The sequence below is a fragment of the Erythrobacter sp. HKB08 genome, assembly GCF_004114695.1.
In the GTDB taxonomy this organism is placed as follows: domain Bacteria; phylum Pseudomonadota; class Alphaproteobacteria; order Sphingomonadales; family Sphingomonadaceae; genus Parerythrobacter_A.
In genome coordinates this window covers 1,892,196-1,914,910 of sequence record NZ_CP035310.1, presented here as the reverse complement: position 1 = coordinate 1,914,910, position 22,715 = coordinate 1,892,196, and the positions used below count along the sequence as shown (strand labels likewise).

General features: G+C 62.8%; 23 protein-coding genes. 14 read left to right on the top strand and 9 right to left on the bottom strand.

All coding sequences use genetic code 11. From position 1 onward, the window contains the following. Position 1: 1 nt before the first annotated feature. Positions 2 to 1,153, bottom strand: coding sequence for a bifunctional 2-C-methyl-D-erythritol 4-phosphate cytidylyltransferase/2-C-methyl-D-erythritol 2,4-cyclodiphosphate synthase (locus EO245_RS09225; RefSeq protein ID WP_128892644.1), 1,152 nt, complete (start codon positions 1,151 to 1,153; stop codon positions 2 to 4). 73 nt (positions 1,154 to 1,226) lie between these two features. Between EO245_RS09225 and dusB the strand changes: the two genes are divergently transcribed. The 7 genes from dusB (at position 1,227) to hflX (ending at position 10,429) form a co-directional block, all read left to right on the top strand. Next, complete coding sequence (gene dusB / locus EO245_RS09220) at positions 1,227 to 2,243, top strand: tRNA dihydrouridine synthase DusB (RefSeq protein ID WP_128892643.1); 1,017 nt, start codon at positions 1,227 to 1,229, stop codon at positions 2,241 to 2,243. Further along, on the top strand, positions 2,240 to 3,325 hold the full coding sequence (locus EO245_RS09215; RefSeq protein WP_128892642.1) for a nitrogen regulation protein NR(II): 1,086 nt from the start codon (positions 2,240 to 2,242) through the stop codon (positions 3,323 to 3,325). Before dusB ends, EO245_RS09215 begins: the two co-directional genes overlap by 4 nt. Beyond that, on the top strand, positions 3,318 to 4,727 hold the full coding sequence (locus tag EO245_RS09210) for a sigma-54 dependent transcriptional regulator (protein ID WP_128892641.1): 1,410 nt from the start codon (positions 3,318 to 3,320) through the stop codon (positions 4,725 to 4,727). Before EO245_RS09215 ends, EO245_RS09210 begins: the two co-directional genes overlap by 8 nt. A gap of 84 nt (positions 4,728 to 4,811) precedes the next feature. Beyond that, positions 4,812 to 7,028 carry an ATP-binding protein gene (locus tag EO245_RS09205; RefSeq protein ID WP_128892640.1) on the top strand — a complete coding sequence of 739 codons (2,217 nt, stop codon included), beginning with the start codon at positions 4,812 to 4,814 and terminating at the stop codon, positions 7,026 to 7,028. 22 nt (positions 7,029 to 7,050) lie between these two features. Then, positions 7,051 to 8,433, top strand: a complete 1,383-nt coding sequence (locus tag EO245_RS09200) for a sigma-54 dependent transcriptional regulator (RefSeq protein WP_128892639.1) — start codon at positions 7,051 to 7,053, stop codon at positions 8,431 to 8,433. 143 nt (positions 8,434 to 8,576) lie between these two features. After that, positions 8,577 to 9,116 carry an RNA chaperone Hfq gene (hfq, locus tag EO245_RS09195; protein WP_128893527.1) on the top strand — a complete coding sequence of 180 codons (540 nt, stop codon included), beginning with the start codon at positions 8,577 to 8,579 and terminating at the stop codon, positions 9,114 to 9,116. Between the two features lie 17 nt (positions 9,117 to 9,133). After that, positions 9,134 to 10,429, top strand: a complete 1,296-nt coding sequence (hflX, locus tag EO245_RS09190; RefSeq protein ID WP_128892638.1) for a GTPase HflX — start codon at positions 9,134 to 9,136, stop codon at positions 10,427 to 10,429. Here the strand turns inward: hflX and mazG are convergent. Beyond that, the gene (gene mazG, locus EO245_RS09185; RefSeq protein ID WP_128892637.1) at positions 10,426 to 11,187 is read right to left on the bottom strand and encodes a nucleoside triphosphate pyrophosphohydrolase; all 762 of its coding nucleotides are present in this window, start codon (positions 11,185 to 11,187) and stop codon (positions 10,426 to 10,428) included. The two genes, hflX and mazG, sit on opposite strands and share 4 nt — an antisense overlap. 125 nt (positions 11,188 to 11,312) lie before the next feature. Between mazG and EO245_RS09180 the strand changes: the two genes are divergently transcribed. The 7 genes from EO245_RS09180 to speD are packed head-to-tail and all read left to right on the top strand — an operon-like array spanning position 11,313 to position 16,669. After that, positions 11,313 to 12,314 carry an SPFH domain-containing protein gene (locus EO245_RS09180; RefSeq protein WP_128892636.1) on the top strand — a complete coding sequence of 334 codons (1,002 nt, stop codon included), beginning with the start codon at positions 11,313 to 11,315 and terminating at the stop codon, positions 12,312 to 12,314. A gap of 4 nt (positions 12,315 to 12,318) precedes the next feature. Further along, entirely contained in the window at positions 12,319 to 12,999 is a 681-nt protein-coding gene (locus tag EO245_RS09175; RefSeq protein ID WP_128892635.1) for a DUF4178 domain-containing protein, read from the top strand. Continuing rightward, the gene (locus EO245_RS09170) at positions 12,996 to 14,303 is read left to right on the top strand and encodes a DUF4178 domain-containing protein (RefSeq protein ID WP_164931299.1); all 1,308 of its coding nucleotides are present in this window, start codon (positions 12,996 to 12,998) and stop codon (positions 14,301 to 14,303) included. Before EO245_RS09175 ends, EO245_RS09170 begins: the two co-directional genes overlap by 4 nt. 27 nt (positions 14,304 to 14,330) lie before the next feature. Further along, complete coding sequence (locus EO245_RS13410) at positions 14,331 to 14,474, top strand: hypothetical protein (protein WP_164931298.1); 144 nt, start codon at positions 14,331 to 14,333, stop codon at positions 14,472 to 14,474. 57 nt (positions 14,475 to 14,531) lie between these two features. Further along, positions 14,532 to 14,732: a DUF350 domain-containing protein gene (locus EO245_RS09165; RefSeq protein WP_370246136.1), complete on the top strand. Its 201-nt coding sequence runs from the start codon at positions 14,532 to 14,534 to the stop codon at positions 14,730 to 14,732. After that, positions 14,725 to 16,302 carry a polyamine aminopropyltransferase gene (locus tag EO245_RS09160; RefSeq protein WP_128892632.1) on the top strand — a complete coding sequence of 526 codons (1,578 nt, stop codon included), beginning with the start codon at positions 14,725 to 14,727 and terminating at the stop codon, positions 16,300 to 16,302. Before EO245_RS09165 ends, EO245_RS09160 begins: the two co-directional genes overlap by 8 nt. Then, positions 16,292 to 16,669 carry an adenosylmethionine decarboxylase gene (speD, locus tag EO245_RS09155; protein WP_128892631.1) on the top strand — a complete coding sequence of 126 codons (378 nt, stop codon included), beginning with the start codon at positions 16,292 to 16,294 and terminating at the stop codon, positions 16,667 to 16,669. The genes EO245_RS09160 and speD overlap by 11 nt, the downstream gene beginning before the upstream one ends. Before the next feature lie 68 nt (positions 16,670 to 16,737). On the opposite strand, the gene EO245_RS13405 is transcribed toward speD, so the two are convergent. The 7 genes from EO245_RS13405 to EO245_RS09125 are packed head-to-tail and all read right to left on the bottom strand — an operon-like array spanning position 16,738 to position 22,640. Then, the gene (locus tag EO245_RS13405; RefSeq protein ID WP_164931297.1) at positions 16,738 to 16,905 is read right to left on the bottom strand and encodes a hypothetical protein; all 168 of its coding nucleotides are present in this window, start codon (positions 16,903 to 16,905) and stop codon (positions 16,738 to 16,740) included. Then, complete coding sequence (locus EO245_RS09150; RefSeq protein ID WP_128892630.1) at positions 16,902 to 17,669, bottom strand: MBL fold metallo-hydrolase; 768 nt, start codon at positions 17,667 to 17,669, stop codon at positions 16,902 to 16,904. The genes EO245_RS13405 and EO245_RS09150 overlap by 4 nt, the downstream gene beginning before the upstream one ends. Beyond that, positions 17,666 to 18,442 carry a TatD family hydrolase gene (locus tag EO245_RS09145; protein WP_128893526.1) on the bottom strand — a complete coding sequence of 259 codons (777 nt, stop codon included), beginning with the start codon at positions 18,440 to 18,442 and terminating at the stop codon, positions 17,666 to 17,668. Before EO245_RS09145 ends, EO245_RS09150 begins: the two co-directional genes overlap by 4 nt. After that, positions 18,442 to 20,001, bottom strand: coding sequence for a methionine--tRNA ligase (metG, locus tag EO245_RS09140; RefSeq protein ID WP_128892629.1), 1,560 nt, complete (start codon positions 19,999 to 20,001; stop codon positions 18,442 to 18,444). Before metG ends, EO245_RS09145 begins: the two co-directional genes overlap by 1 nt. Beyond that, complete coding sequence (locus tag EO245_RS09135; RefSeq protein ID WP_128892628.1) at positions 19,994 to 20,953, bottom strand: DNA polymerase III subunit delta'; 960 nt, start codon at positions 20,951 to 20,953, stop codon at positions 19,994 to 19,996. Before EO245_RS09135 ends, metG begins: the two co-directional genes overlap by 8 nt. Beyond that, positions 20,950 to 21,588, bottom strand: a complete 639-nt coding sequence (gene tmk, locus EO245_RS09130) for a dTMP kinase (RefSeq protein ID WP_128892627.1) — start codon at positions 21,586 to 21,588, stop codon at positions 20,950 to 20,952. Before tmk ends, EO245_RS09135 begins: the two co-directional genes overlap by 4 nt. Continuing rightward, positions 21,585 to 22,640, bottom strand: a complete 1,056-nt coding sequence (locus EO245_RS09125) for a D-alanyl-D-alanine carboxypeptidase family protein (protein ID WP_234026867.1) — start codon at positions 22,638 to 22,640, stop codon at positions 21,585 to 21,587. Before EO245_RS09125 ends, tmk begins: the two co-directional genes overlap by 4 nt. Positions 22,641 to 22,715: the final 75 nt, after the last annotated feature.

The following is a 22,715-nucleotide window of genomic DNA, read 5'->3' as shown; positions in this document are numbered from 1 at the left end:
ATTATCCCTCTGGAAAAAGCGTGACGGCTGCCTGCGCGGCAATGCCCTCACGACGACCGGTCATTCCCAGGCCTTCTGTGGTTGTCGCCTTGACGCTAACCTGAACCGGATCGACTTCCAATATCTGAGCGATCCGCTGCTGCATCTTTTCCCGGTGCGGACCGATCTTCGGCTCTTCGCAGATGATGGTGAGATCGACATTTCCGACCACGTAGCCGCGCTCCGCTGCAAGCGATTGCGCGTGGCGGAGGAACCGGTCCGAGGATGCACCGCGCCAACGCTCGTCCTTGGGCGAGAAGTGCTGCCCAATATCGCCCGCGGCGGCAGCGCCAAGAATAGCGTCGGTGATCGCATGAAGCGCGACATCGGCATCGCTGTGTCCCGCAAGACCGCGATCGTGCTCGATCTTGAGACCGCCGAGCCACAGTTCCTCGCCTTCTGCAAGGCGATGAACGTCGAACCCGGTTCCGATCCGCGGGAATGCTGTCGTCACGGCGAAATCCTCTGCGAATGTAAGCTTGGCGAGGCCCTCGTCGCCCTCGACGAGTGCGACTTGCATCCCGTGTGCTCGGGCGACCTGCGCGTCGTCACCGGCTTCGCTCTGGCCGTTCCAGGCGCGGTGGGCTGCAAGGATCTCGCCGAGGCGAAATGCCTGCGGGGTCTGCACGCGCCGCAATTCCTCACGGACTGCCGTGCCGGTCATCAATCCGTCGCCAGCAACCGCAAGGCTGTCGACCACCGGAAGAACCGGGATCGCGCCACGAGCCGGGCCGATCGCATCGAGCAGTCGGTCGATCACCTCGCCCGAAAGCCCCGGGCGTGCGGCGTCGTGGATCAGGACCGGTTGGTCGGGACCGCCCGACAATGCTTCGAGCCCCGCCTTCACCGAAAGGCGACGCGTCTCTCCGCCCCGTACCAGTTTGGCGGTTGGGAAGGGGCGGGCAATGTCCTGCGCCGTCAAGTCGGATGGATCGGGGACCACCACAACGAGCTCCTGCGCACCCGCCTTGGCAAACGCATCAAGGGAATGAGCCAGAACCGGCTTGCCCTTCCATGGCGCATATTGCTTTGGGACACCCAGCCCTGCACGCGTCCCGCTGCCGCCGGCAACGATGACGGCACTGAACGCCGGGCGAGGGGAGTGGTCAGTCATGCGGATGCGGGCGCTAGCGCCTTGCACCGTGGTCGGCAATCCACTATTGGCTGCCTAAATTTTAGGCACAGACATGAATTCGCTCCCCAAACCTCCTGCCGTGAAGCCGATCGACATCGGCTCGGTCACGATCGACACGCCGGTCCTGCTCGCTCCGATGACGGGCGTCACCGACCTGCCGTTCCGCACGCTCGTGCGCCGCTATGGCTCGGGGCTCAACGTCACCGAGATGATCGCGAGCCAGGCCGCGATCCGCGAGACGCGGCAGTCGATCCAGAAAGCGGCATGGGACCCGATCGAGGAGCCCGTCTCGATGCAGCTAGTCGGCTGCGATCCGGAAAGCATGGGCGAGGCTGCCAAGCTCAATGCCGATCGCGGCGCGGCGATCATCGACATCAATTTCGGTTGCCCGGTCCGCAAGGTCGTCAACGGCATGGCCGGCAGCGCGCTGATGCGCGAGGTGCCGCTGGCAACCAAGCTGATGGAAGCGACCGTCAAGGCGGTCGACGTTCCGGTCACGGTGAAGATGCGCATGGGCTGGGACCACGAAAGTCTCAACGCACCCGAGCTTGCGCGGATCGCCGAAGACCTCGGCGTCAAGATGATCACCGTGCACGGCCGCACGCGCAACCAGATGTACAAGGGCAGTGCCGACTGGAGCTTCGTCCGCAAGGTGAAGGATGCGGTCTCGATCCCCGTCATCGTGAACGGCGATATCTGCGGCATCGAGGATGCTGCAAAGGCGCTCGAGCAATCGGGCGCGGACGGCCTGATGATCGGGCGCGGGGCTTACGGCAAGCCGTGGCTGCTCGGGCAAGTCATGCACTGGTGGCATACCGGCGAGTTTCGCGAGAGCCCGAGCTTCGGGGAACAATACGACGTGCTCGTCGAACACTATCAGCGGATGCTCGACCATTACGGCGAGGATGTCGGCACCAAGGTCGCCCGCAAGCATCTCGGTTGGTACACCAAGGGAATGCATGGTTCGGCCGAGTTCCGGAACCACGTGAACTTCATCGACGATCCCCGCCAAGTGCTCGGTGAAATCGAGCGGTTCTACGATCCCTTCATCCACAGGCAGGCTGCGTGAACGAGGCCGGCGGTGGCCCCGATGCGCGGGCTCAGATTTCGGGACTGGTCTTTGCGCTGGTCTCGCTCGATCCCGACATGGTCATCACCGAGGCCAATCCGGCGGCCGAAGACCTTCTCGGGCGAAGCGCAAAACGCTTGGTCGGAACGCCGCTGCTCGACATCATCGACCTGCCCGAAGGCAATCTGCGCGAGCGGATGCTGCAGGCTGACGACCAGCTCGTTGCTCGCGGCGTTTCGGTCGGCATCGACGGGGTGGAACGCGAGGTCAACATGACTGTCAGCCCGATGCATTCGCACCCGGGATGGCGCGTACTGACGCTGACGGACGCGGGTCAGGCCGACATGTCGGGCGAGACAGGTGCGGACGCGTCGCTCCGCGCACCGGCAATACTCGCGCATGAGATCAAGAACCCGCTGTCCGCGATCCGCGGTGCGGGCCAGCTCATTTCACGCAAGCTCGCTGCCAGCGACCAGCACCTGACATCGCTCATTTCGACCGAGGTCGACCGGATCGCAGGCCTGATCGACCGCATGCAGGAACTGGGCAGCAGCACGCTCGAACCGCTCGGCCCAGTCAATCTGCACGAGTCGATCCGCAAGGCGATTGCAGCCGTGCGCACCAAGCCGGGATCGAGGGTGGAGTTCGTCGAGGAGTTCGACCCTTCCTTGCCGCCCGTCCTCGCCAATCGCGACCAGCTGGAGCAGGTGCTAATAAATCTGCTGACCAATGCGAGCGATGCAGCCGCAGCTGCCGACGATCCACGCATATCGGTTCGCACGCGTTTCGTGAGCGGGCTGGCCGCCAACGTCCTTCGCTTCGGTGTGGCGCTGCGCCTGCCGATCGAAGTTTCGATTGCGGACAACGGCCCCGGCATCGATCCCGATCTTGCTGATCATATTTTCGAGCCCTTCGTGACGTCGAAGAAAAGCGGTCAGGGCCTCGGCCTTGCTCTCGTCAAGAAGATGATTGCCAATATGGGCGGGCGTGTCGCCCATCGGCGCGACCAGCGGGCCGGGCTGACGATTTTCAAACTGCACCTTGCGGTTGCCGACGGCGACCTGGAGATGGCCAATGGCTAAGAGCATCCTGCTGGTCGAGGACGACAGCGCCATCGCGACCGTGGTCACTGCGGCGCTGCAGGACGAAGGCTTCGACGTCTCGCGCTGCGCCAGCATTGCCAAGCGCGACCGGCTGCTGGCCGCCGACCGCTTCGATGCGATGCTGACAGATGTCGTCCTTGAAGACGGCGACGGCATCGAGGACTTGCCGACCATTCGCGACAGCTTCGCCGAGATGCCGATCATCGTGCTTTCGGCCCAGAACACGCTCGACACGGCAGTGCGCGCGACGGAGACGGGCGCGTTCGAGTACTTCCCCAAGCCGTTCGACCTCAACGAGCTCGTCCGCGCGGTTTCGCAAGCGGTCGGCACGAGCAGCGCCGCATCGGCCGACGAAGGCGACATGGGAGACAGCCTCGGCCTCGTCGGCCGGAGCCCGGCAATGCAGGGCGTCTACCGCATGATCACCCGCGTGCTGCGCAACGACCTCACTGTCCTGATCCTCGGGGAATCCGGCACTGGCAAGGAACTGGTTGCAGAAGCGATCCACCAGCTCGGTCGACGCAAGACCGGCCCCTTCGTCCCCGTCAATGCGGCCGCCATCCCGAGCGAGCTCATAGAAAGCGAGCTCTTCGGGCATGAGCGGGGCGCGTTTACCGGTGCCGTCTCGCAGACCATCGGCAAGTTCGAACAAGCCAATGGCGGCACGCTATTCCTCGACGAAATCGGCGACATGCCGTTCGAGGCGCAGACGCGCTTGCTGCGGGCATTGCAGTCGGGACGCATTAGGCGGGTCGGCGGACGACAGGAAATCGCCATCGACGTGCGTATCGTGGCGGCGACCAATCGCGACCTTCAGCCGATGATCGAGGCCGGCAAATTCCGCGAGGATCTCTATTACCGCCTCAACGTCGTCCCGATCGAGATTCCGCCGCTTCGTGAGCGCACCGAGGACGTCGGGTCGCTTGCAGCGCACTTCCTCAAGCTGGCCGCTAACGAGGGCTTGCCTGCGCACCAGCTTTCCCCGGAAGCGGTGGCGCTGCTCGAGCGGATGCCCTGGCGGGGCAACGTTCGCGAGCTCCGCAACACGGTCATGCGCCTCGCCTTGCTCGCTCGCGAAGACATCATCGACGCGAATGCCGTCGAAGAGATCATCGGCAAGGCTTCGCAGGAGGCCGACCCGGTGGTGGGCGGCGACTTGCAAGCGTCTGTGCGAAACTGGCTGGTCGAGAACAATCCGCCGAGCGGAACGGTCTATCACCGGGCCCAGGCTGCTTTCGAGAAGCCCTTGATCGAATGGGCATTGCAGGAAACGCGCGGCAACCAGCTCCGCGCGGCTTCCCTGCTCGGCATCAATCGCAACACATTGCGCAAGAAACTGGACGAACTTTCGATCGAGCCGGACGCTTTCACCGATCGCTAGAATTGCACTGGTGGAAAGTGATCCACAGAGTGTTGCGAGAAAACTCTTGCAACGATGCAACAGTCGCGTTGTAAGAACGCAACTATGGCTGACGCCGCCATCCCCCTGAGCCAGAAAAGTCCCCGCTGGTGGCGGCGGTTCATCGTGGCCTCGCGCCGCGCCAATGTCTTCCGATACCTCGAGATCCTTGCTGTCGTTTCGGTCATCGCGATGGCTGGGCTCACCTGGTACACCTTCTCGAGCGCACCGCCCGACGGTGAATTGCTGCCTGCAAGGCAGGTCGCGACGCTCCTGATCGGCACGCTGATTCCGTCGCTGGCGCTGATAGTCCTGATAGGCCGCCGCATGGCGCTTCGACGGGCGGCAGGCAGCACCGCGCGGCTCCACGTGAGGCTGGTGTTCTTCTTCTCGCTCGTCGCTGCAATCCCGACGCTGCTGGTCGCCGGCTTCGCCGCCTTCCTCTTCCAGTCGGGTGTCGATTTCTGGTTCTCCGACAATTCGCGCGGGCTCATGCGCAATGCGAACGAGTTCTCGCGCATCTATTACGAGCAGAACCAGTCGCAGGTCGCGAACGAGACCGTCGCGATGGCTGGCGACCTGCGCTACTATTTCGAGAACAGCGAAGAGACTTCGTTCACCGATGTGGACTTCGTCGAGTTCGTGACCTTCCAGATGGGCGGGCGGAACATCAATGAATCCGCCATCCTGCGGCAAAGCGAAGATGGTTCGGCGCAGACTGTCGCCGTCTACGACATTTCCGAAGCCAGCGATCCGGGGGCCTTCGGAACAAGGGCGCTCGAGCGGCTCCGCGCCGGGGAGCGCTCCGTCATGGAAGCCAATGACGCGCGGATCGAGGCGATAGCGGCAATCGACCGTGAAGCCGGCGTGTATCTTTATGCCGTTCGCAATCTCGAGGAACGCGGCTTCGGATCGTGGGAGCGTGCGAGTGCCATCGCCAGTGCCTACCAGGATTTGACGACCCGGGCGCGCGCCCTCCAGCTGCGGTTCAATCTGGCGCTCTATTTCGTGTCGCTGGCCCTCGTCGGACTGGCCGTGTGGTTCGCTCTTCGCTTCGCCGATCGCCAAGTCGAGCCGCTGACCGACCTCGTCGCGGCTGCGCGCAAAGTCGGGGCAGGCAATTTCGCAATGCGCGTCGAAGGCCGGACGGGCGCAGACGAGATCGGCCTACTGAACCGCGCCTTCAACCGGATGACCGCGCAGATCGAGCGGCAGACTGATGCGCTGGTCGGCGCCAATGCGCAGCTCGACGAGCGCCGCGCTTTCATGGAAGCGCTGCTCGAATCCATTACGGCCGGCATCATCTCGCTCGACCACGATGGTCAGATCACACTGATGAACAGCTCGGCCCAGCGGCTCCTTCTCGTCGACGAGAGCGCCGATGAGAAAGACCTGCAGGCCATCGCACCTGAAATTGCTGCCTTGCTCGAGGCGGGTGTTGCCAACGGTATCGTGACCCATGCGAAGGGTAGCGAACTGCTCACCCTCGCGGTGAAGATCACCCAGACGCCCGATGGCAAGGTCATCACTTTCGAGGACATCACGCGCCAGCTGCTCGACCAGCGCCAGGCAGCTTGGTCCGACGTGGCACGCCGCATTGCACACGAGATCAAGAACCCGCTGACCCCGATCCAGCTCGCGACCGAACGCCTCAAGCGTCGTTATCGCAAGGACATCGTCAAGGACGGCGAGTTGTTCGACGATCTGACCGATACGATCGTACGACAGGTCGGCGATCTCAGGAAAATGGTCGACGAATTCTCCTCCTTCGCGCGGTTGCCCAAGCCGGTCTTCCGGCAGGAGGACGCGCTGGATCTCGTCAAACAGGCGTTGTTCCTGCAGGAAGTTGCGCATCCCAATCTCGACTTTGGCCTTGCTACCGATATCGAGACCGATGCCCGCATCGCCTGCGACCGGCATCAGGTCGGGCAGGCGCTCACCAATGTCCTCAAGAACGCGGTCGAGGCGGTCGAGGGGAAGGCCAAGCAGAGCGAACCCGATTTCCGCGGCCGCATCGCAGTCGAGATCGTTGCCGACGATGCATTCGTGACCGTGTCGGTGGAAGATAACGGCATCGGTTTGCCACAGGACCGCGAACGTATCGTCGAGCCCTATGTGACCCACCGCGAGAAGGGCACCGGGCTCGGCTTGGCGATCGTCAACAAGATCGTCGAGGAACACGGAGGCGAAATGGCCTTCGCCAACGCACCCGAGGGGGGCACTCGGGTGACAATGAGCTTCGCGCGCGATCCGCGTGTCGAGGTCGAGGCCGCAGCACAATGACCAATACAATCGGAGCCAGCCCATGGCGGTAGACATCCTGATCGTCGACGACGAGCAAGACATTCGCGATCTCGTATCCGGCGTCCTCTCGGACGAAGGCTACGAATGCCGGACCGCGGGTGACAGTACGACCGCACTCAATGAAATCGACGAGCGGCGACCCAGCGTCGTGTTGCTCGACGTGTGGCTGCACGGCAGCCCGATGGATGGCCTCGAAGTGCTCGACGCGATCAAGCAGCGCGAGCCGGCGCTTCCGGTGATCATCTTCTCCGGGCACGGTAATATCGACACGGCCGTATCCGCAGTCGGCCGCGGCGCGATGGACTTCATCGAGAAGCCGTTCGAGGCAGAACGCCTGTTGCACCTTGTCGCCCGCGCCACCGAGACCGAGCGCCTACGCCGCGAGAACAACCAGCTGCGCCAGGGCTTCAGCCGCGGAGAGGAATTCACCGGCAATTCCCCCGCGATCAACCAGGTCAGGGCAACGCTCAAACGCGTCGCGAACACCGGCAGCCGCGTGATGATCACCGGCCCGGCCGGCGCGGGCAAGGAAGTCGCCGCGCGCCTCTTGCACAGCTGGAGCCCGCGCGCCGAGAAGGCGTTCGTGATCGTCAATTCCGCGCGCATCACGCCAGAGCGCTTCGAGCAGGAACTGTTCGGCGAGGAAGCGAACGGCAAGCTCGTGCGGCAGGGCCTGCTCGAGATCGCCGATGGTGGCACGCTCTACCTCGACGAGGTCGCCGATATGCCGCTCAGTACGCAGGCGCGTATCCTTCGTGTCCTGACTGAACAGAGCTTCGTGCGTGTCGGGGGCAGCCGGCAGATCGGCGTGGACGTGCGCGTCGTCTCCTCAACGGCACGCGACCTGCCGAGCGAGATGGAAGAGAAGCGCTTCCGCGAAGATCTGTTCTATCGCCTCAACGTCGTGCCGGTCACGGTCCCCTCGCTTGCCGAGCGCCGCGACGACATCCCCGAGCTCGCGGAGCATTTCTTCACCCACCACGCCGCCGAGCAAGGTATCCGTGCGCCGGAAATCTCCGAGGAAGCGATGGCTGCGCTGCAGGCCTACGACTGGCCGGGCAATGTGCGGCAGCTTCGCAACGTGATCGAGCGCACGATAATCCTCACGCCGCGCGAAGAACTCTCGGTGATCGAGGCGGACATGCTGCCAACCGAAGTCACCGGCAACCGTCTCGGCGGGGGAGGGGGTATTTCGGCCCTGATGGGTGTGCCGCTGCGCGAAGCCCGCGAGACTTTCGAGCGCGAATATCTCAGCGTCCAGATCCGACGGTTCTCGGGCAATATCTCTAAGACTGCGAGCTTCATCGGGATGGAACGCTCCGCGCTGCACCGCAAGCTGAAGCTGCTCGGAATGGGCGAACGAAAGAAAGACCGTTCCGATTAAAGCCTTGCGCAATATGACAAAGTTGGATTTCGAGTTGAAATCCTTCTCAAAACGTCCCAAAATCAGGGTCTAACCGGCGCCATGCCCAATATGGCGCCAGATTGCGGTCGCCGTCAGAGCGGCTGCCAATAATGGAGAATATTATGTCGGATGGCCGCACCCTCTCCGCGCGCCCGGTTTCCAAGCCCAAGGAGGCGGCACAGTCCGTCAAGCAGGGCAACCTACAAGACGCTTTCCTCAATGCCCTGCGCAAGGAGAAGATGCCTGTCACCATGTTCCTGGTGAAGGGCGTCAAGCTTCAGGGCATCGTGACCTGGTTCGACAATTTCTCGATCCTGCTGCGCCGCGACGGCCAATCCCAGCTGGTCTACAAGCATGCGATCAGCACGATCATGCCGTCGCAGCCGATGGATGCGCGCCAGTTCTCGAGCACCGATACCAGCAAGAAGCAGCGCCTGTTGCAGGACGTTTTCCTTGCCAGTGTCCGTGATGCCGAAGCTCAGGTGACGATGTTCCTCGTCAACGGCGTGATGCTGCAGGGCGCGATTGCGGCATACGATCTGTTCTGCATGCTGCTGGAACGCGAAGGCTATGTGCAGCTTGCCTACAAGCATGCCGTCTCGACGATCCAGCCTGCAACGCCCGTCGACCTGTCGGGCGACTGGGAAGGCGACGAAGACTGAGTTTCGACGATGACCTGATGGGCGAGGTTTCCCGCGGCGCGCGGGCCCTTGTCGTATGTCCCGACATTCGCGGGCAGAATTACGACCTCGATGCCGACGAACGTCTGGCCGAGGCGTGCGGCCTTGCGCTCGCAATTGGGATCGTAATTGCCGAGAGCTTCGTGCTGCCCGTGCGCAGCGTGAAGCCGAATACGCTCTTCGGCTCGGGTCAGGTCGAGAACATCGCGACCCAGTGCGAATTGCATGAGGCCGAGCTTGTCATCGTTGATGGCGCGCTCAGCCCGATCCAGCAGCGCAATCTCGAAGATCGGCTGAAGCGTAAGGTCATCGACCGTACCGGGCTTATCCTCGAAATCTTCGGCGAGCGTGCGGCGACTGCCGAGGGGCGGCTCCAGGTCGAGCTCGCCCATCTCGACTACCAGCAGAGCCGGCTCGTGCGGAGCTGGACCCACCTCGAGCGCCAGCGCGGCGGCTTCGGCTTCCTCGGTGGTCCGGGCGAGACGCAGATCGAGGCCGACAGGCGCATGATCCGCCAGCGGATGGGGCGCTTGCGCCGCGAACTCGAGCAGGTGCGCAAGACCCGAACGCTACACCGTGAACGGCGGGGCAGGGCGCCTTGGCCGGTCATCGCGCTCGTCGGCTATACCAACGCGGGCAAGTCCACGCTCTTCAACCGCCTGACCGGTGCAGAGGTGATGGCCGAAGACCTGCTGTTCGCGACGCTCGATCCGACGATGCGGGCGATCCGGCTACCCGGTGTCGAAAAGGCGATCCTGTCCGACACGGTGGGGTTCATTTCCGACCTCCCGACCCAACTCGTCGCGGCCTTTCGTGCGACGCTGGAGGAAGTGACCGGCGCCGACGTCATCGTGCATGTGCGCGACATGGCCAATCCGGCCGCCCAGGCGCAGAAGCAGCAAGTGCTCGCGGTCCTCAAAGACCTCGGCATCATGGATGGCCCGGAAGGCGAGGGCCGCATTCCCATCGTCGAGGCATGGAACAAGTGGGACCTGCTCGATGACGAGCTGAGGACCGAGCTGACGGGGCTCGCCGAAAGCGACGAGGATGTTGTCGCCATCAGCGCGATCGAGGGGAAGGGCGTTGACGATCTTCTGGCGCGGGTCGATGCGATCCTGACCGAAGGCAGCAAGGTCTATCGCTTCGAAATCCCGATGAGCGAAGGGCACAAGATCGCCTGGCTGCACCAGCACGGACATGTCCTGTCGGAAAGCGATGCGACGGGGGATGAACCCGGCCGGCTGATCGAAGTCCGGCTGAGCCCCAAGGAATTCGGCCAGTTCGAAACGCTTTAAGCGCTGTCGGCTTCGGCTCGCTTGGCCGATTGCCACAATTCTTCCTGCTCATCGAGCGAGAGCTCGGGGAACGAACCCTCGGCAAGTCGCTCCATCGTGCGGTAACGCTTCTCGAACTTGAGGTTCGCACGGCGCAGCGCGGTCTCGGGCGCAATGCCGTAGGCCCGCACGAGATTGACCACTGCGAACAGCAGGTCGCCCGCTTCTTCTTCGCGCTTGTCATCGGGAGCTTCAGCGAGCTCGGCGATTTCCTCGTGAATTTTCTGCGTGGGCCCTTCGGTATTCCCCCAGTCGAAGCCGTCGCGCGATGCACGCTTCTGGAGCTTTTCCGCTCGCTGCAGCGCGGGCAGGGCGAGCGCGACCCCGTCCATAGTACTGGAGGCTCCCTTCGCCTCGCGCTCCTTGGCTTTGAGCGCTTCCCAACGAGCTTCGCCCATCGAACCGCCTTCGTCGCCGAAAATATGCGGATGGCGCGCTTCCATCTTGTCGGAAATCGACTTCACGACGTCACCGAAGTTGAAGTGTCCGGCCTCTTCCGCCATGCGGGAATGAAAGACGACCTGCAGCAACAAGTCGCCGAGTTCTTCTTTCAGTTCTGCCATGTCGCCGCGCTCGATCGCGTCGGCCACTTCGTAGGCTTCTTCGAGAGTGTAGGGGGCAATGGTCGAAAAATCCTGCGCCAGGTCCCAATCGCATCCGTCCTGCGGATCGCGAAGGCGCGCCATGATCTGCAGAAGCCGGTCAATCGTGTCGCTCATATCCAAGCTATAGCGCGCGTCCGGCTCTATTCCAGCCACCATGTGGGAAAGTCCTGCCGCGCCCTTTTGCGGCCTCGATATTTGTATAGGGTTCCCAATACTTGGCGCGAGGGAGTTTCGACGAAATGGGGTTCTTTTCCAAACAGTTCATCGATGTCATCGAGTGGGAGGAGAGCCGCGGGCAACTCGCTTGGCGGGTGCCTATGGAGGACAACGAAATCCAGTATGGCGCGCAGCTCACGGTGCGCGATGGACAGCACGCGATCTTCCTCGACAAGGGCGAGCTGGCGGACGATTTCGGGCCGGGCCTCTATACGCTCGACACAGACACGCTCCCGATCTTCACCAATCTGGAAAACTGGGACAAGGGCTTCAAGTCACCCTTCAAGTCCGATGTCACCTTCTTCTCGACACGCGAGATTACGGGCCTGAAATGGGGCACCGCGCAACCGATCACTGTGCGCGATCCGGAATTCGGTGCGATCCGTATCCGTGCATTCGGCACCTACTCGTTCCGCATCAACGACGTGCGCCAGTTCTACCGCACGACTTTCGCCAACCTGCAGGAACTGTGGATGGCGGAGATGGAAGCGCAGATGCGCTCGATCATCGCGACGAGCCTCGCAGCGACGCTTGGTGCCGACGGGAACGCCTTCCTCGATCTCGCTGCCAACCAGCAGCTGCTTTCCGACAAGCTGCGCCAGGCTGCCGACAATGCCACCGACCAGTGGGGTATCGGCATCCCGACGCTCTTCGTCGAAAGCCTCTCACTGCCCGAAGCCGTGCAGGAAGCGATCGACAGCGGTTCGTCCATGCGGGCGCTGGGCGATCTTAATGCCTATGCCAAGTTCAAGGCGGCCGACACGCTCGATGAAGCCGCTGCAGCGTCCGGCGGCGTTGCAGGCGCAGGTGCGGGTGTTGCTGCGGCCATGGCGCTGGGCCAGGTCATGAGCGGCGGCTTGAGCGGCCAGGCCGCGCCCCAACCGGCCGCGGCAGGCGGAACCGGAGGCGAGGGCGGGGACCCGCTCGAACTGATCGAAAAGCTTCACAAGCTCCATGTCGCAGGCGCGCTGAGCGAGGAAGAATTCAACGCCAAGAAGGCCGAGCTGCTCAAGCGCCTGGGCTAATCCGATGGTGGGGGGAGCGAACTGTCCGCAGTGCGGCGCAGCGGTAGAGGCTGCGATGCCGGGCCTGCCGGTAACCACCTGCTCGTCGTGCGACGCGATGCTCGTCATCAGCGACGGCCAGATCTCGGCAGTCGGCGACAGCGGGCGCGTACCGTTCGATGTCAGCCCCCTGCAGGTCGGCACGACCTTGCAGGTCGAGGGGGCGCGTGGCGAGATCGTCGGGCGTGAGCGCTGGGGCTGGGAGCGCGGATCGTGGAACGAGTGGCTACTCTACCTTCCCGGAGGCGATCTGCGCTGGGTTGCCGAGGAATCCGGCCTCTACATGGTCATGTCGCCTGCCAATCCGCGCAGCGATGTCGTCAACCGGCTGAAGGAGATCGACCGGCACGATAATGCAGCGCTGGGCATGACGGTCCAGCATGAGAACACGGTTTATACCGTGGCCGACATCAAGACGATCCGCTGCATCGCGAGCGAAGGGCACTTGCCCGAGGTCATCACCGCAAACTTCCCGCGCGAATCGATCGATTTGCGCACCGGCGATGGCGGTGCCTTCACTTTCCAGTCGGACCGCAATGGAGCGAGCTGCTGGGTCGGCCGCTATTACGAGCTGGCCGAACTCCGACCGGGTAACCTAAGGGCAATGGAGGGCTGGAACCGGCCCCGCTTCGAGGTCTCGGCGTGACCGCCATCGAAACCCCGTCGGTCAAGGCCATCACTTGTCCCTCGTGCGGCGGCTCGATCGAGCTGCGCGCGGCAGGCTTCACGACGCTGCTTGTCTGCCAGTATTGCAGCAGCGAGCTCGACCTCAGCAATCCGGACGTGAAGCTGATCTCCGAGCACGCGCAAGCTGCGGGCGAATTGACCATACCGCTCGGCACCAAGGGCACGCTCAACGGTATCGACTGGGTCGTGACCGGCTACATCGAGCGCGACGACGGGTGGGGCCTGTGGTCCGAATTCCTGCTGTTCAACCCGTATCACGGCTATCGTTGGCTGACGCATTCGGTGAACGGGTGGAGTTTCGGCACATCCCTGATGACGCAGCCGGGCCACCCGCGCTCGCTCACGCAGCGATACAACGGACGGCTGTTCAACAAGTGCTTTGCGCTGACGACCAACAAGGTCGAATACGCCCTGGGTGAGTTTTACTGGCAGGTCAGGCGCGGTGACGAGAGCGAAGTCACCGAATATGTTTCGGGCGACCAGATGCTGGCCTGCGAGGTCAGCGGTGACGAGTTCAACTGGACTCTGGAGCAGTGGATTTCCTCCGAGGAGGTAGCCGCCGCATTCGGGATCGAGGATACCGGCCAGTACCCGCAGGTCGGCGAGATCCCGCAGGCGCACCAGCCCAACCCGCATTGGAAGCGCTTCAAGGAATGGGGGATCGAAGCCTCGGCCGCATTGCTCATCGCTATCGTCTTCATCATTGCTCTCGGTTCGTCGGGGCCACGCTCGGAAGTGAGGCTCGACACGACCGGAATTCCTTCGACCAAAACCGCGACTCTCGGTCCGTTCACCGTCGATCGAACGCAGCCATTCACGATCGAGACCCAGGGCTTTCCGGGCGACAACAACTGGCTCGACGTTTCCTACACGCTGACAGAGCTCGATACCGGTCAGGAATATGTCGCGAACCAGCCTATCGAGTACTATTACGGCCCCGACTGGAAGGAAGACAATCGCAGCGGGACGATCAAAATCTCCTCGGTCCCGGCCGGCAGGTATGAACTGAGCGCGGAAGTTTTCCGTCCCGAAGACGAGCCAAACTCCGTTGCCCGGCGCCGGAACCTCGGGCTCGACAATACCAACTTTCCTACCCGGACGGTGATCGTCCGGGCCGGACCGGGCGGGGTATTCTGGTCCAACCTTTTCCTGCTGTTCCTCGCGCTTTTCGCGCCGGTTGGCTGGGCGTTGTATCGTGCGATGGCATTCGAGAGCGCGCGGCGGAGCGACTACGACTACGGAGGCAGCGACGATGACGACTGACCTCAAGCAACTTCGGGCGGTAACCACATGAGAAAGCTGTTTTATCTTGTCTGGGCGCTAGTCGCGCTCGGGCTGTTCGTTACCGCCGCGCTCGCTGGATACTCACCCTTCGGCGATGGCCGACAGGACCGCAACGTCTACGCCGCCGGGGGAGGGCCGCGGCACAAGTGATTTGCTGCGGCCTGGCCGCGAAACGATTTGCCAAATACGGGAGGCAATATGCTGAATATGGATACCTTTTTGGCCAGTCTGGCCTATTCGCTCATGGGCATCGCCCTGTTCATCGTGACATTCGTCGTCGTCGACCTGCTGACGCCCGGGAAGCTGTGGCAGGAAATCATCGAGAAGCAGAACCGCGCGGTAGCGACGATGGCCGGTGCATGCGCCATCGCCATCGCAATCGTGGTCGGCGCGGCAATCCATGGCTGACACTTCTGCCGGAACGATCGATGCAACCGGACACGGTCCGGGGCAGGGGGCAGCTGCGCCGGCGGCGCAGTCCGACCTGTCGCTCATCCTTCTCGTTTCGGTGTTCGTGGTCGCGACCTGCGGCCTCGTCTACGAGCTGCTTGCGGGGACCATCGCGAGCTACCTGCTGGGCGACAGCGTTACCCAGTTCTCGACCGTCATCGGCACCTATCTCTTCGCCATGGGGATCGGCAGCTGGTTCTCGCGCTATGTGCGCTCGAACTTCCTGGCCTGGTTTATCCGGGTCGAGATCCTCGTTGCTCTGATAGGCGGCGTGTCGGGAGCGGCGCTGTTCCTGCTTTTCCCGATCGTCGATGATTTCCGGCCGATCCTATACGGCATCGTCCTCGTCATCGGTTTCCTTGTCGGGCTCGAGATCCCGCTGCTGATGCGGATCCTGAAGGGGCGATACAACCTCGGCGATCTCGTTTCGAATGTCCTGACTTACGATTACATAGGCGCGCTGGCAGCTTCGCTGCTGTTCCCGCTCGTCCTCGTCCCGTTCGTGGGGCTGATCCGGGGCGGCTTCATCATCGGGCTGGCGAATATCTTCGTCGCCGTCCTGCTGGTTTTCCGGCTGAGGGGCGACAAGTCATTGCTGCTCGACCGGTTTGCCGCCGTCGCGGTCGCTCTGGTTCTTTTCGCAGGAGCGCTCGGGGCCGAGCGCCTCCAGCGGCTCTCGGAAGCGCAGCTTTATGACGATCCGCTCATCTATGCGAAATCGAGCAACTACCAGCGCATCGCATTGACGCGTCGTGGGGACGATTTGCGATTGTACCTCAACGGGAACCTGCAGTTCTCGTCGCGCGATGAATATCGCTACCACGAGGCGCTCGTATGGCCGGCGATGGGGAGGGTAGCGAACCCGCGGCGCGTCCTGATCCTAGGCGGCGGTGACGGGCTGGCCCTTCGTGAAGTCCTCACCCATGAAGGCGTCGAGAACGTTACCCTGGTCGACCTCGACCCTGCGATTACCGAACTGTTCAGCAGTGCGCCGGCCTTGCGCCGTCTCAATCGCGACGCTTTCTCGGATGATCGGGTGCGGACGATCAATGCCGATGCCTTCACCTGGGTGCGCGACACGGACCAGCAGTTCGATGTCGTGCTGGTCGATTTCCCCGATCCGACGAATTACTCGATCGGCAAGCTCTACAGCCTCGAATTCTACAAGAGTATGCGCAAGGTTGTTGCCCCGGGCGGCGTCGTGACCATCCAGAGTACCGCTCCGCTTATCGCATCCCAGAGTTTCGCGATGATTTCCGCGACGCTCGAAGCTGCGGGTTTCCGGACCCGGTCCTATCACGCCTACGTACCAAGCTTTGGCGACTGGGGCTTCACTCTCGCGTCAAAGGGACCGGTCGGCGAACTCGGCACGCTGCCGGATGACCTGCGATACCTGACCCCTGAAGAGGAATTGCGCATGTATTCCTTCGCGCCCGACATGCTTGCCGACGCGCCCGACATCAATCGCCTCGAGAACCAGGCGCTGGTCCGGCTCTTTACCGAGGAATGGCGCCGCTATGGCTTTTGAATCCGTCCCGATCGGCGTCCATGCCTTGCTCGACTTCCACGGCGCGCGCGGGCTTGAGGACCTGGACTTCGTTGAAAGCATCCTTCGCGATGCGGCTTCGGCTGCAGGCGCGACCATTCTTGGCGCGCACATGCATCATTTCGGTGAAGGCTTCGGAGTCACCGGGGTCGTGCTGCTGGCTGAATCGCACATGTCGATCCACACGTGGCCCGAGCATGACTACGCGGCGGTCGACATCTTCCTGTGCGGTGGATCGAACCTTCAGGCTGCGATCGAGGTAATCGAAGACCGTTTCGAAGCGCAGGTCGCAAGCACCAAGGTAATCGAACGTGGCGAAGCGCGATTGTCTGGCGAGAGGGCGGCCTGATACGCCGCTAGCCTTGGAACGATAATATATATTATGTAAAATATCGAAGGGGTCTAAGGAAGGCCCTCTCAGGCAAAGGCGCTCATCAACAGGAATGCCAATGCAAAGATCGCGCCCCAGATCAGCATGTAAGTCACACTGCGCTGCCAATTCATCCGGTATGACGCGAATGCCGATCCCGCCAGCGCCAGCACGCCGATGAGATAAACCAGCGACAGCGCATTGAATTCATTCATGCCTCGAGCTCCAGACCGTCATACCCGACCAGCACGTTTTCGGGCACTTCACTGGCGAGCGTCGCATAATCCATGCTCTTGTCCAAATGGCTAAGAACGGTCGTCTTGGCTTTGCTCAGCCGCGCCAGTTCCAATGCCATGTCCAGGTTCGCATGGGTCGGATGCGGATCGCGGCGAAGGCAGTCGGTCACGAGGATATCGACGCCGTAGATGAGATCGACGGTACGGTCGGTAATCTCGCTGAAGTCCGTGCAATAGGCGATTGTTTTACCGTCAGTTTCGAACTTGAAAGCAGTCGTCTCGGTCGGCCCGTGGGGCATCTGGCACCATTCGACCCGGAAGCCGGCGCACAGGCGCATCCGGTCGAGCGTCTCAAGTTTGACGATCGTCGGATAGCCATACTGACCGGCGAAAACGTAGTCGAACCGCTGGCGAAGGCGCCGCACCGTTTCCTGGGAAGCAAATCCCGGGATCGGGGCTTTCCTGCCATATCGCATGGGCCTCAGGTCATCGATCCCGTGGCAATGATCGGCATGGTCGTGGGTCCAGAATACGCCGTCGATCCGGTCTATCCCGTTATCGAGCATCTGCTGGCGAAGGTCGGTCGATGTATCGACCAGCAAACGGCTGCCGTCCTTGCTTTCGACCAGGATCGAAACACGCGTCCGCCGGTTCTTCGGCTCCTCGGGATCGCAAGAACCCCAATCATTGCCGACCCGTGGCACGCCGCTAGACGTTCCGGAGCCCAGCATGATCAGCTTCATGCTGTCGCTTTCCCGAAGAGATTTAAGAAGTTGCGGGTGGTATTTTCAGCCAGCTCTTCAAGCTCTTCGCCGCGCAGATCCGCTAGGAATTCGGCCGTGTTGCGAACGAAAGCAGGCTCGCACGGTTTGCCGCGGTGCGGCACGGGAGCGAGGAACGGGCTGTCGGTTTCGACAAGCAGGCGGTCGGACGGGACCGTCTTCGCAATTTCCTGCAAGTCGTTGGCATTCTTGAAAGTTACGATGCCAGACAGCGAAATCGTAAGGCCGAGATCGAGCACCTTCTTCCCGAAATCGGCGGAGGCGGTGAAGCAATGGATCAGCGCGGGAAACTCGCCCTTCTCCATCTCCTCGGCCAGGATCTGCGCCGTGTCCTCGTCGGCATCGCGGGTATGGATGATCAGCGGCAGCTGCGTCTCGCGCGCCACGCCGATGTGCATGCGGAACAGCGCGCGCTGCACATCACGGTCGGACTTGTCGTAATAGTAGTCGAGCCCGGTTTCGCCGATGGCGATCACCTTCGGGTTTTCCGTCGCCTTGCGCAGGATGTCCGCGCCTAGGTCTTCGTGATTGTCGGCCTCGTGCGGATGGATGCCGACGCTTGCCCAGACATCGTCCTCACGCTCTGCCGTGCCGACGACGCGGTCCCACTCGCTGTGGCGTGTCGAGATGTTGAGGAAGCCCCCCACCCCGGCCTCGCGCGCACGGCCGAGCACTTCGCCCTGCCGGTCGACAAGTCCCTCGTACTCGAGGTGGCAGTGGCTATCGATTAGCATCACGCCGCGTCGGTCTCCGGCAGCTCGAGACGCGGGAAGGCGGGCGTCGGCTTGTCGATCGCATGACCGCCGGCGACGAGCGCATCGAACCAGCCCGCGTTGTCCAGATCTGCATAGGCGCGGTCGCCCTGCGGAATGCCAAGCTGGTCGAGCACGTCTGCAGCCTTCGTCGGGATGACGGGCTGGATTGCGATGGCGAGGTCACGGATGGCCATATAGAGCGTAAGCAATACCGCGCGCATGCGTTCCGGATCGGTCTTCTTGAGCGTCCACGGCGCCTGTTCGTCGATATACTGGTTGCAGGCGTAAACCGCCTGGATCCAGGCCTCGATCCCGACCGAGAACGCCAGCTTCTCGAATTCTGCCGGAAGCGTCACGGCACATGCTTCGCGGACTTTGGCGAGCAGCGCCGTGTCGTCGTCAGCCTGTTCGAACGCGGCAACTTCGCCTTCGAGGTTCTTGGCGATCATCGAGAGGGTGCGCTGGGCGAGATTGCCGAAGCTGTTGGCAAGCTCGGCATTGGAACGCGTCACGATAGCTTCGGGCGAATAGGACCCGTCTTGGCCGAAGGCTACTTCGCGCAGCAGGAAGTAGCGCAGCGTATCGACGCCGAACTGCTCCGCCAGTGCGAGCGGATCGGTTACGTTGCCGAGCGACTTCGATTCCTTCTGGCCGCGATTGAGCAGGAAGCCATGGCCGAACACCTGCTTGGGCAGCTCGATATCCGCGCTCATCAGGAAAGCCGGCCAATAGACCGTGTGGAAGCGCACGATGTCCTTGCCGATGAGATGCAGGTCGGCGGGCCAGAACTTGCGCCAGTTCTCCGTGTCGTCGGGATAGCCGAGGCCCGTGATGTAGTTGGTCAGCGCATCGACCCACACATACATCACATGCCCGTCGCTACCCGGCACCGGCACGCCCCAGTCGAAGCTGGTCCGGCTGACCGAGAGATCCTTGAGCCCGCCCGAGACGAATGCAATCATCTCGTTGCGGCGGCTCTCCGGTTCGAGGAAACCCGGCGTCCTGAGCAGTTCGAGCAGCGGCTCCTGGTATTTCGACAGGCGGAAGAACCAGCTTTCCTCGACCGTCCACTCGACCGGAGTGCCCTGCGGGGACAGCTTCTCGCCGCCCTCGCCCTCGACCAGTTCTTTCTCGTCGTAATAGGCCTCGTCGCGGACCGAGTACCAACCCTCGTAGCGGTCGAGGTAAAGGTCGCCCTTCTCTTCCATCGCACGCCAGATTGCCTGGCTCGCCTTGTGATGATCGTCCTCGACCGTGCGGATGAAGCGGTCGTAGCTCACGTTCAGCGCATCGCACATGTCGCGGAAATAACCCGACATCTCGTCAGCCAGTTCGCGCGCGGTCTTGCCCTGCTCTTCGGCCTTGCGGGCCATCTTGAGGCCATGCTCGTCCGTACCGGTCTGGAAACGGACTTCGCGTCCGCGAAGACGCTGGAAACGTGCGATGACATCGGCCGCGATCGCTTCGTAGGCGTGGCCGATATGCGGGCGGCCATTGGGATAGCTGATGGCCGTCGTGATGTAATAGGGTTCAGACATTGGCCCGCTCGCTAGCGGGCGCGGCAGAGGCAAGCAAGGTCCCGATTTGCGCGACGAGCAGGCCGGGGTCGAAATTGTAAGTTGCGACCTGGCCGGAGAGTTCGACCAGCTTCGCATGTGCGTCGATCATCCGGCCCTGCGAGGCGCGGTCGGCTTCGGCGACCTGGGCCAGCAAAAGCGAGCGCGCAAGGTCGATGACGGCCTCCAGCGTTTCACGCTTCGGACGTGCACCCACAGCCTCCGTCAGCTTGCCGCGAAGCGCGAAATCCGGGTCGCCGTTTTCCAGCAGCAGGCGCATCGGATCGAGGAAGCGGCCGAGGTCCTGCTCGACGAAATCGAGCGCCACGCCGGGCGAACCGTTCGCGGCGATGGTGGCTGCAACGCGCGTTCCGCCATCGGCATCCATCGCCTGGTTTCTGAGCAATTGCTCGATCTCTTCGTCAGCCAAGGCGTTGAAGCGCAGCATGCGGCACCGCGAGCGGATCGTCGGCAGCAAGCGCGATGGTTTGTGCGACACCAGCAGGAAGACCGTACCGACAGGCGGTTCCTCCAGGCTCTTGAGAAGCGCGTTAGAGGCGCCCTTCTCCATGTCGTCGGCCGGATCGATGATGATCGCCCGCTTGTCGCCGAGCGTCGGGCGGGTCGTAAGGCGCTGCTGCATTGCGCGGATTTGCGAGACGGTGATGTTCCGCTTACGCTCGTAAGGCTTCCCCTCGGCACGCTTGCGATCTTCCTTGTCGTCCTTGGGAGGATGGTCGAGGTAGATGATGTCGGGGTGATGCTCGTCATCCCCAAGCGGACCGTGCCCGACCAGCTCGGCTGCCGCAGCGAGCGCGAATTCCGTCTTGCCGAGGCCCTTCTTCCCCGCGAGCAACCACGCATGGTGCATGCGCGGACCGTTCATGGCCGAGCGCCATTCCTGCCACGCGCGGTCATGCCATTTCGCGGTCAAAGCTTGTCTCCGAACCGGCCCGAAATCGCATCGAGGATGCGAGCGTGGACTGTCTCTTCGCCCGCATTCCCGTCGACGACGACAAAACCCGCCGCATCCTCTTCCGCCATCTGGCGAAAGGCCGCAGCGACCCGCGAGTGATAGTCTGCGCTCCGCCCGCCGATCGCATCGCTTCCGTCTGCGTCCCGAACGCTGAGCCTGCGCGCGATCTCGTCGGGCGACACGTCGATCAGGATCACGAGATCGGGCCTGATACCATCCGAGCCGACGGCATGAAGCGCCCGCACCTTGTCGTCGCCGAGCTGGCCGGCGAAGCCTTGGTACGCGCGGCTCGAATCCACGAAGCGGTCGCATACGACCCAGCGCCCTGCGTCGAGCGATGGCAGGATAAGCCTCTCGACATGGTCGGAACGTGCAGCGGCGAAGAGCAGGGCTTCAGCCTTCGGCCCCCACCCCTCCCCCGGTGGATCGAGCAGGAGCGAGCGGATCGCCTCCGCACCCGGCGTGCCGCCAGGTTCCCTTGTCGTGACGACTTCGTGCCCCGCGTTCTCGAGCGCTTCTGCAAGCTTGCGCGCCTGCGTCGACTTGCCGGTGCCTTCGCCGCCTTCGAGCGCAATGAACTTCCCGCGCTTCACGAGAACCAGCTCGTAATGCCGTGACGGATCCGGGTGAACACGCCTGCCTTCTCGACCTCGGTTTCGACGGTCAGAGGGAAGGAGACTGGTGCCATACCTTCGATCGTCACGACCAGCTGCGCCACTTCGCTACCATCGGCGAGCGGAGCACGCAGGGGGCCACGATATTGGATCGAAAGCTCGGGCGACGCGGTCGAACCTTTCGGGATGGCGACGCGGACGGGCTGCATCGTGACCAGCCCCACCGTGTCGAGCGAACCGTCCTGCACCTGCGCGGTGCCGACCTCACGGCCTGCCGGAAACAGGGTCATCCGATCGAAGCCCTCGAAGCCCCAGTCGATCAGTTGGCGGGAGAGGTCGCCGCGAATGAGGTAGTCGTCGGCTCCGGCCACGACCATGATCAGCCGCGTTCCGTCGCGTTCCGCACTGCCGAGAAACGAGTGCCCGGCGTGGCGAGTATATCCAGTCTTGATGCCGTCCGCGCCTTCGACACGGCGCGTGATCGGATCGCGGTTCGCCTGGGCGATCCCGTTGAAGTCCAGACCATTCAGCCCGATGTACCGCGCATATTTGTCCGGATGCCGCCTGATCATTTCGCGGGCTAAGATTTCGAGGTCGCGCGCGCTGGTGAAAGTCTTGCCGCCATCGGGCCAACCATTGGGCGTCGCGAAATGACTATCGGTCATGCCGATCTCGCGGGCCTTCTCGTTCATCATGACCGTCCAGCCCAGGATCGAACCCCCGGCAGCTTCGGCAAGCGCGACGCTGCCATCGTTCGCCGACACGGCAGCGATTCCTTGCAGGATCGTATCGAGCGGGACTGCCTGCCCTTCCTCGATGAACATGCTCGATCCCTTGCGAAACCACTCTTCGTGGGTTTCGGGGCGCATGGTGATTTCCTGGGCGGGATCGAGCTTCCCGTCAGCCATCAGCTCGAAAGCAAGGAAGAGCGTCATCACCTTGGTAACGGACGCAGGAATGAAGCGGTGGGTGCTGCGCCTCTCGGCCAGCACCTGTCCGGTATTGGCATCGGCCAGCAGGACAACAGGCACGTCCGCCAGATCGGGCGCCGATGTGTCCTGCGCACCGGCGATCGATGCGCCAGAAACCAGCGCGGCAAGCGATGC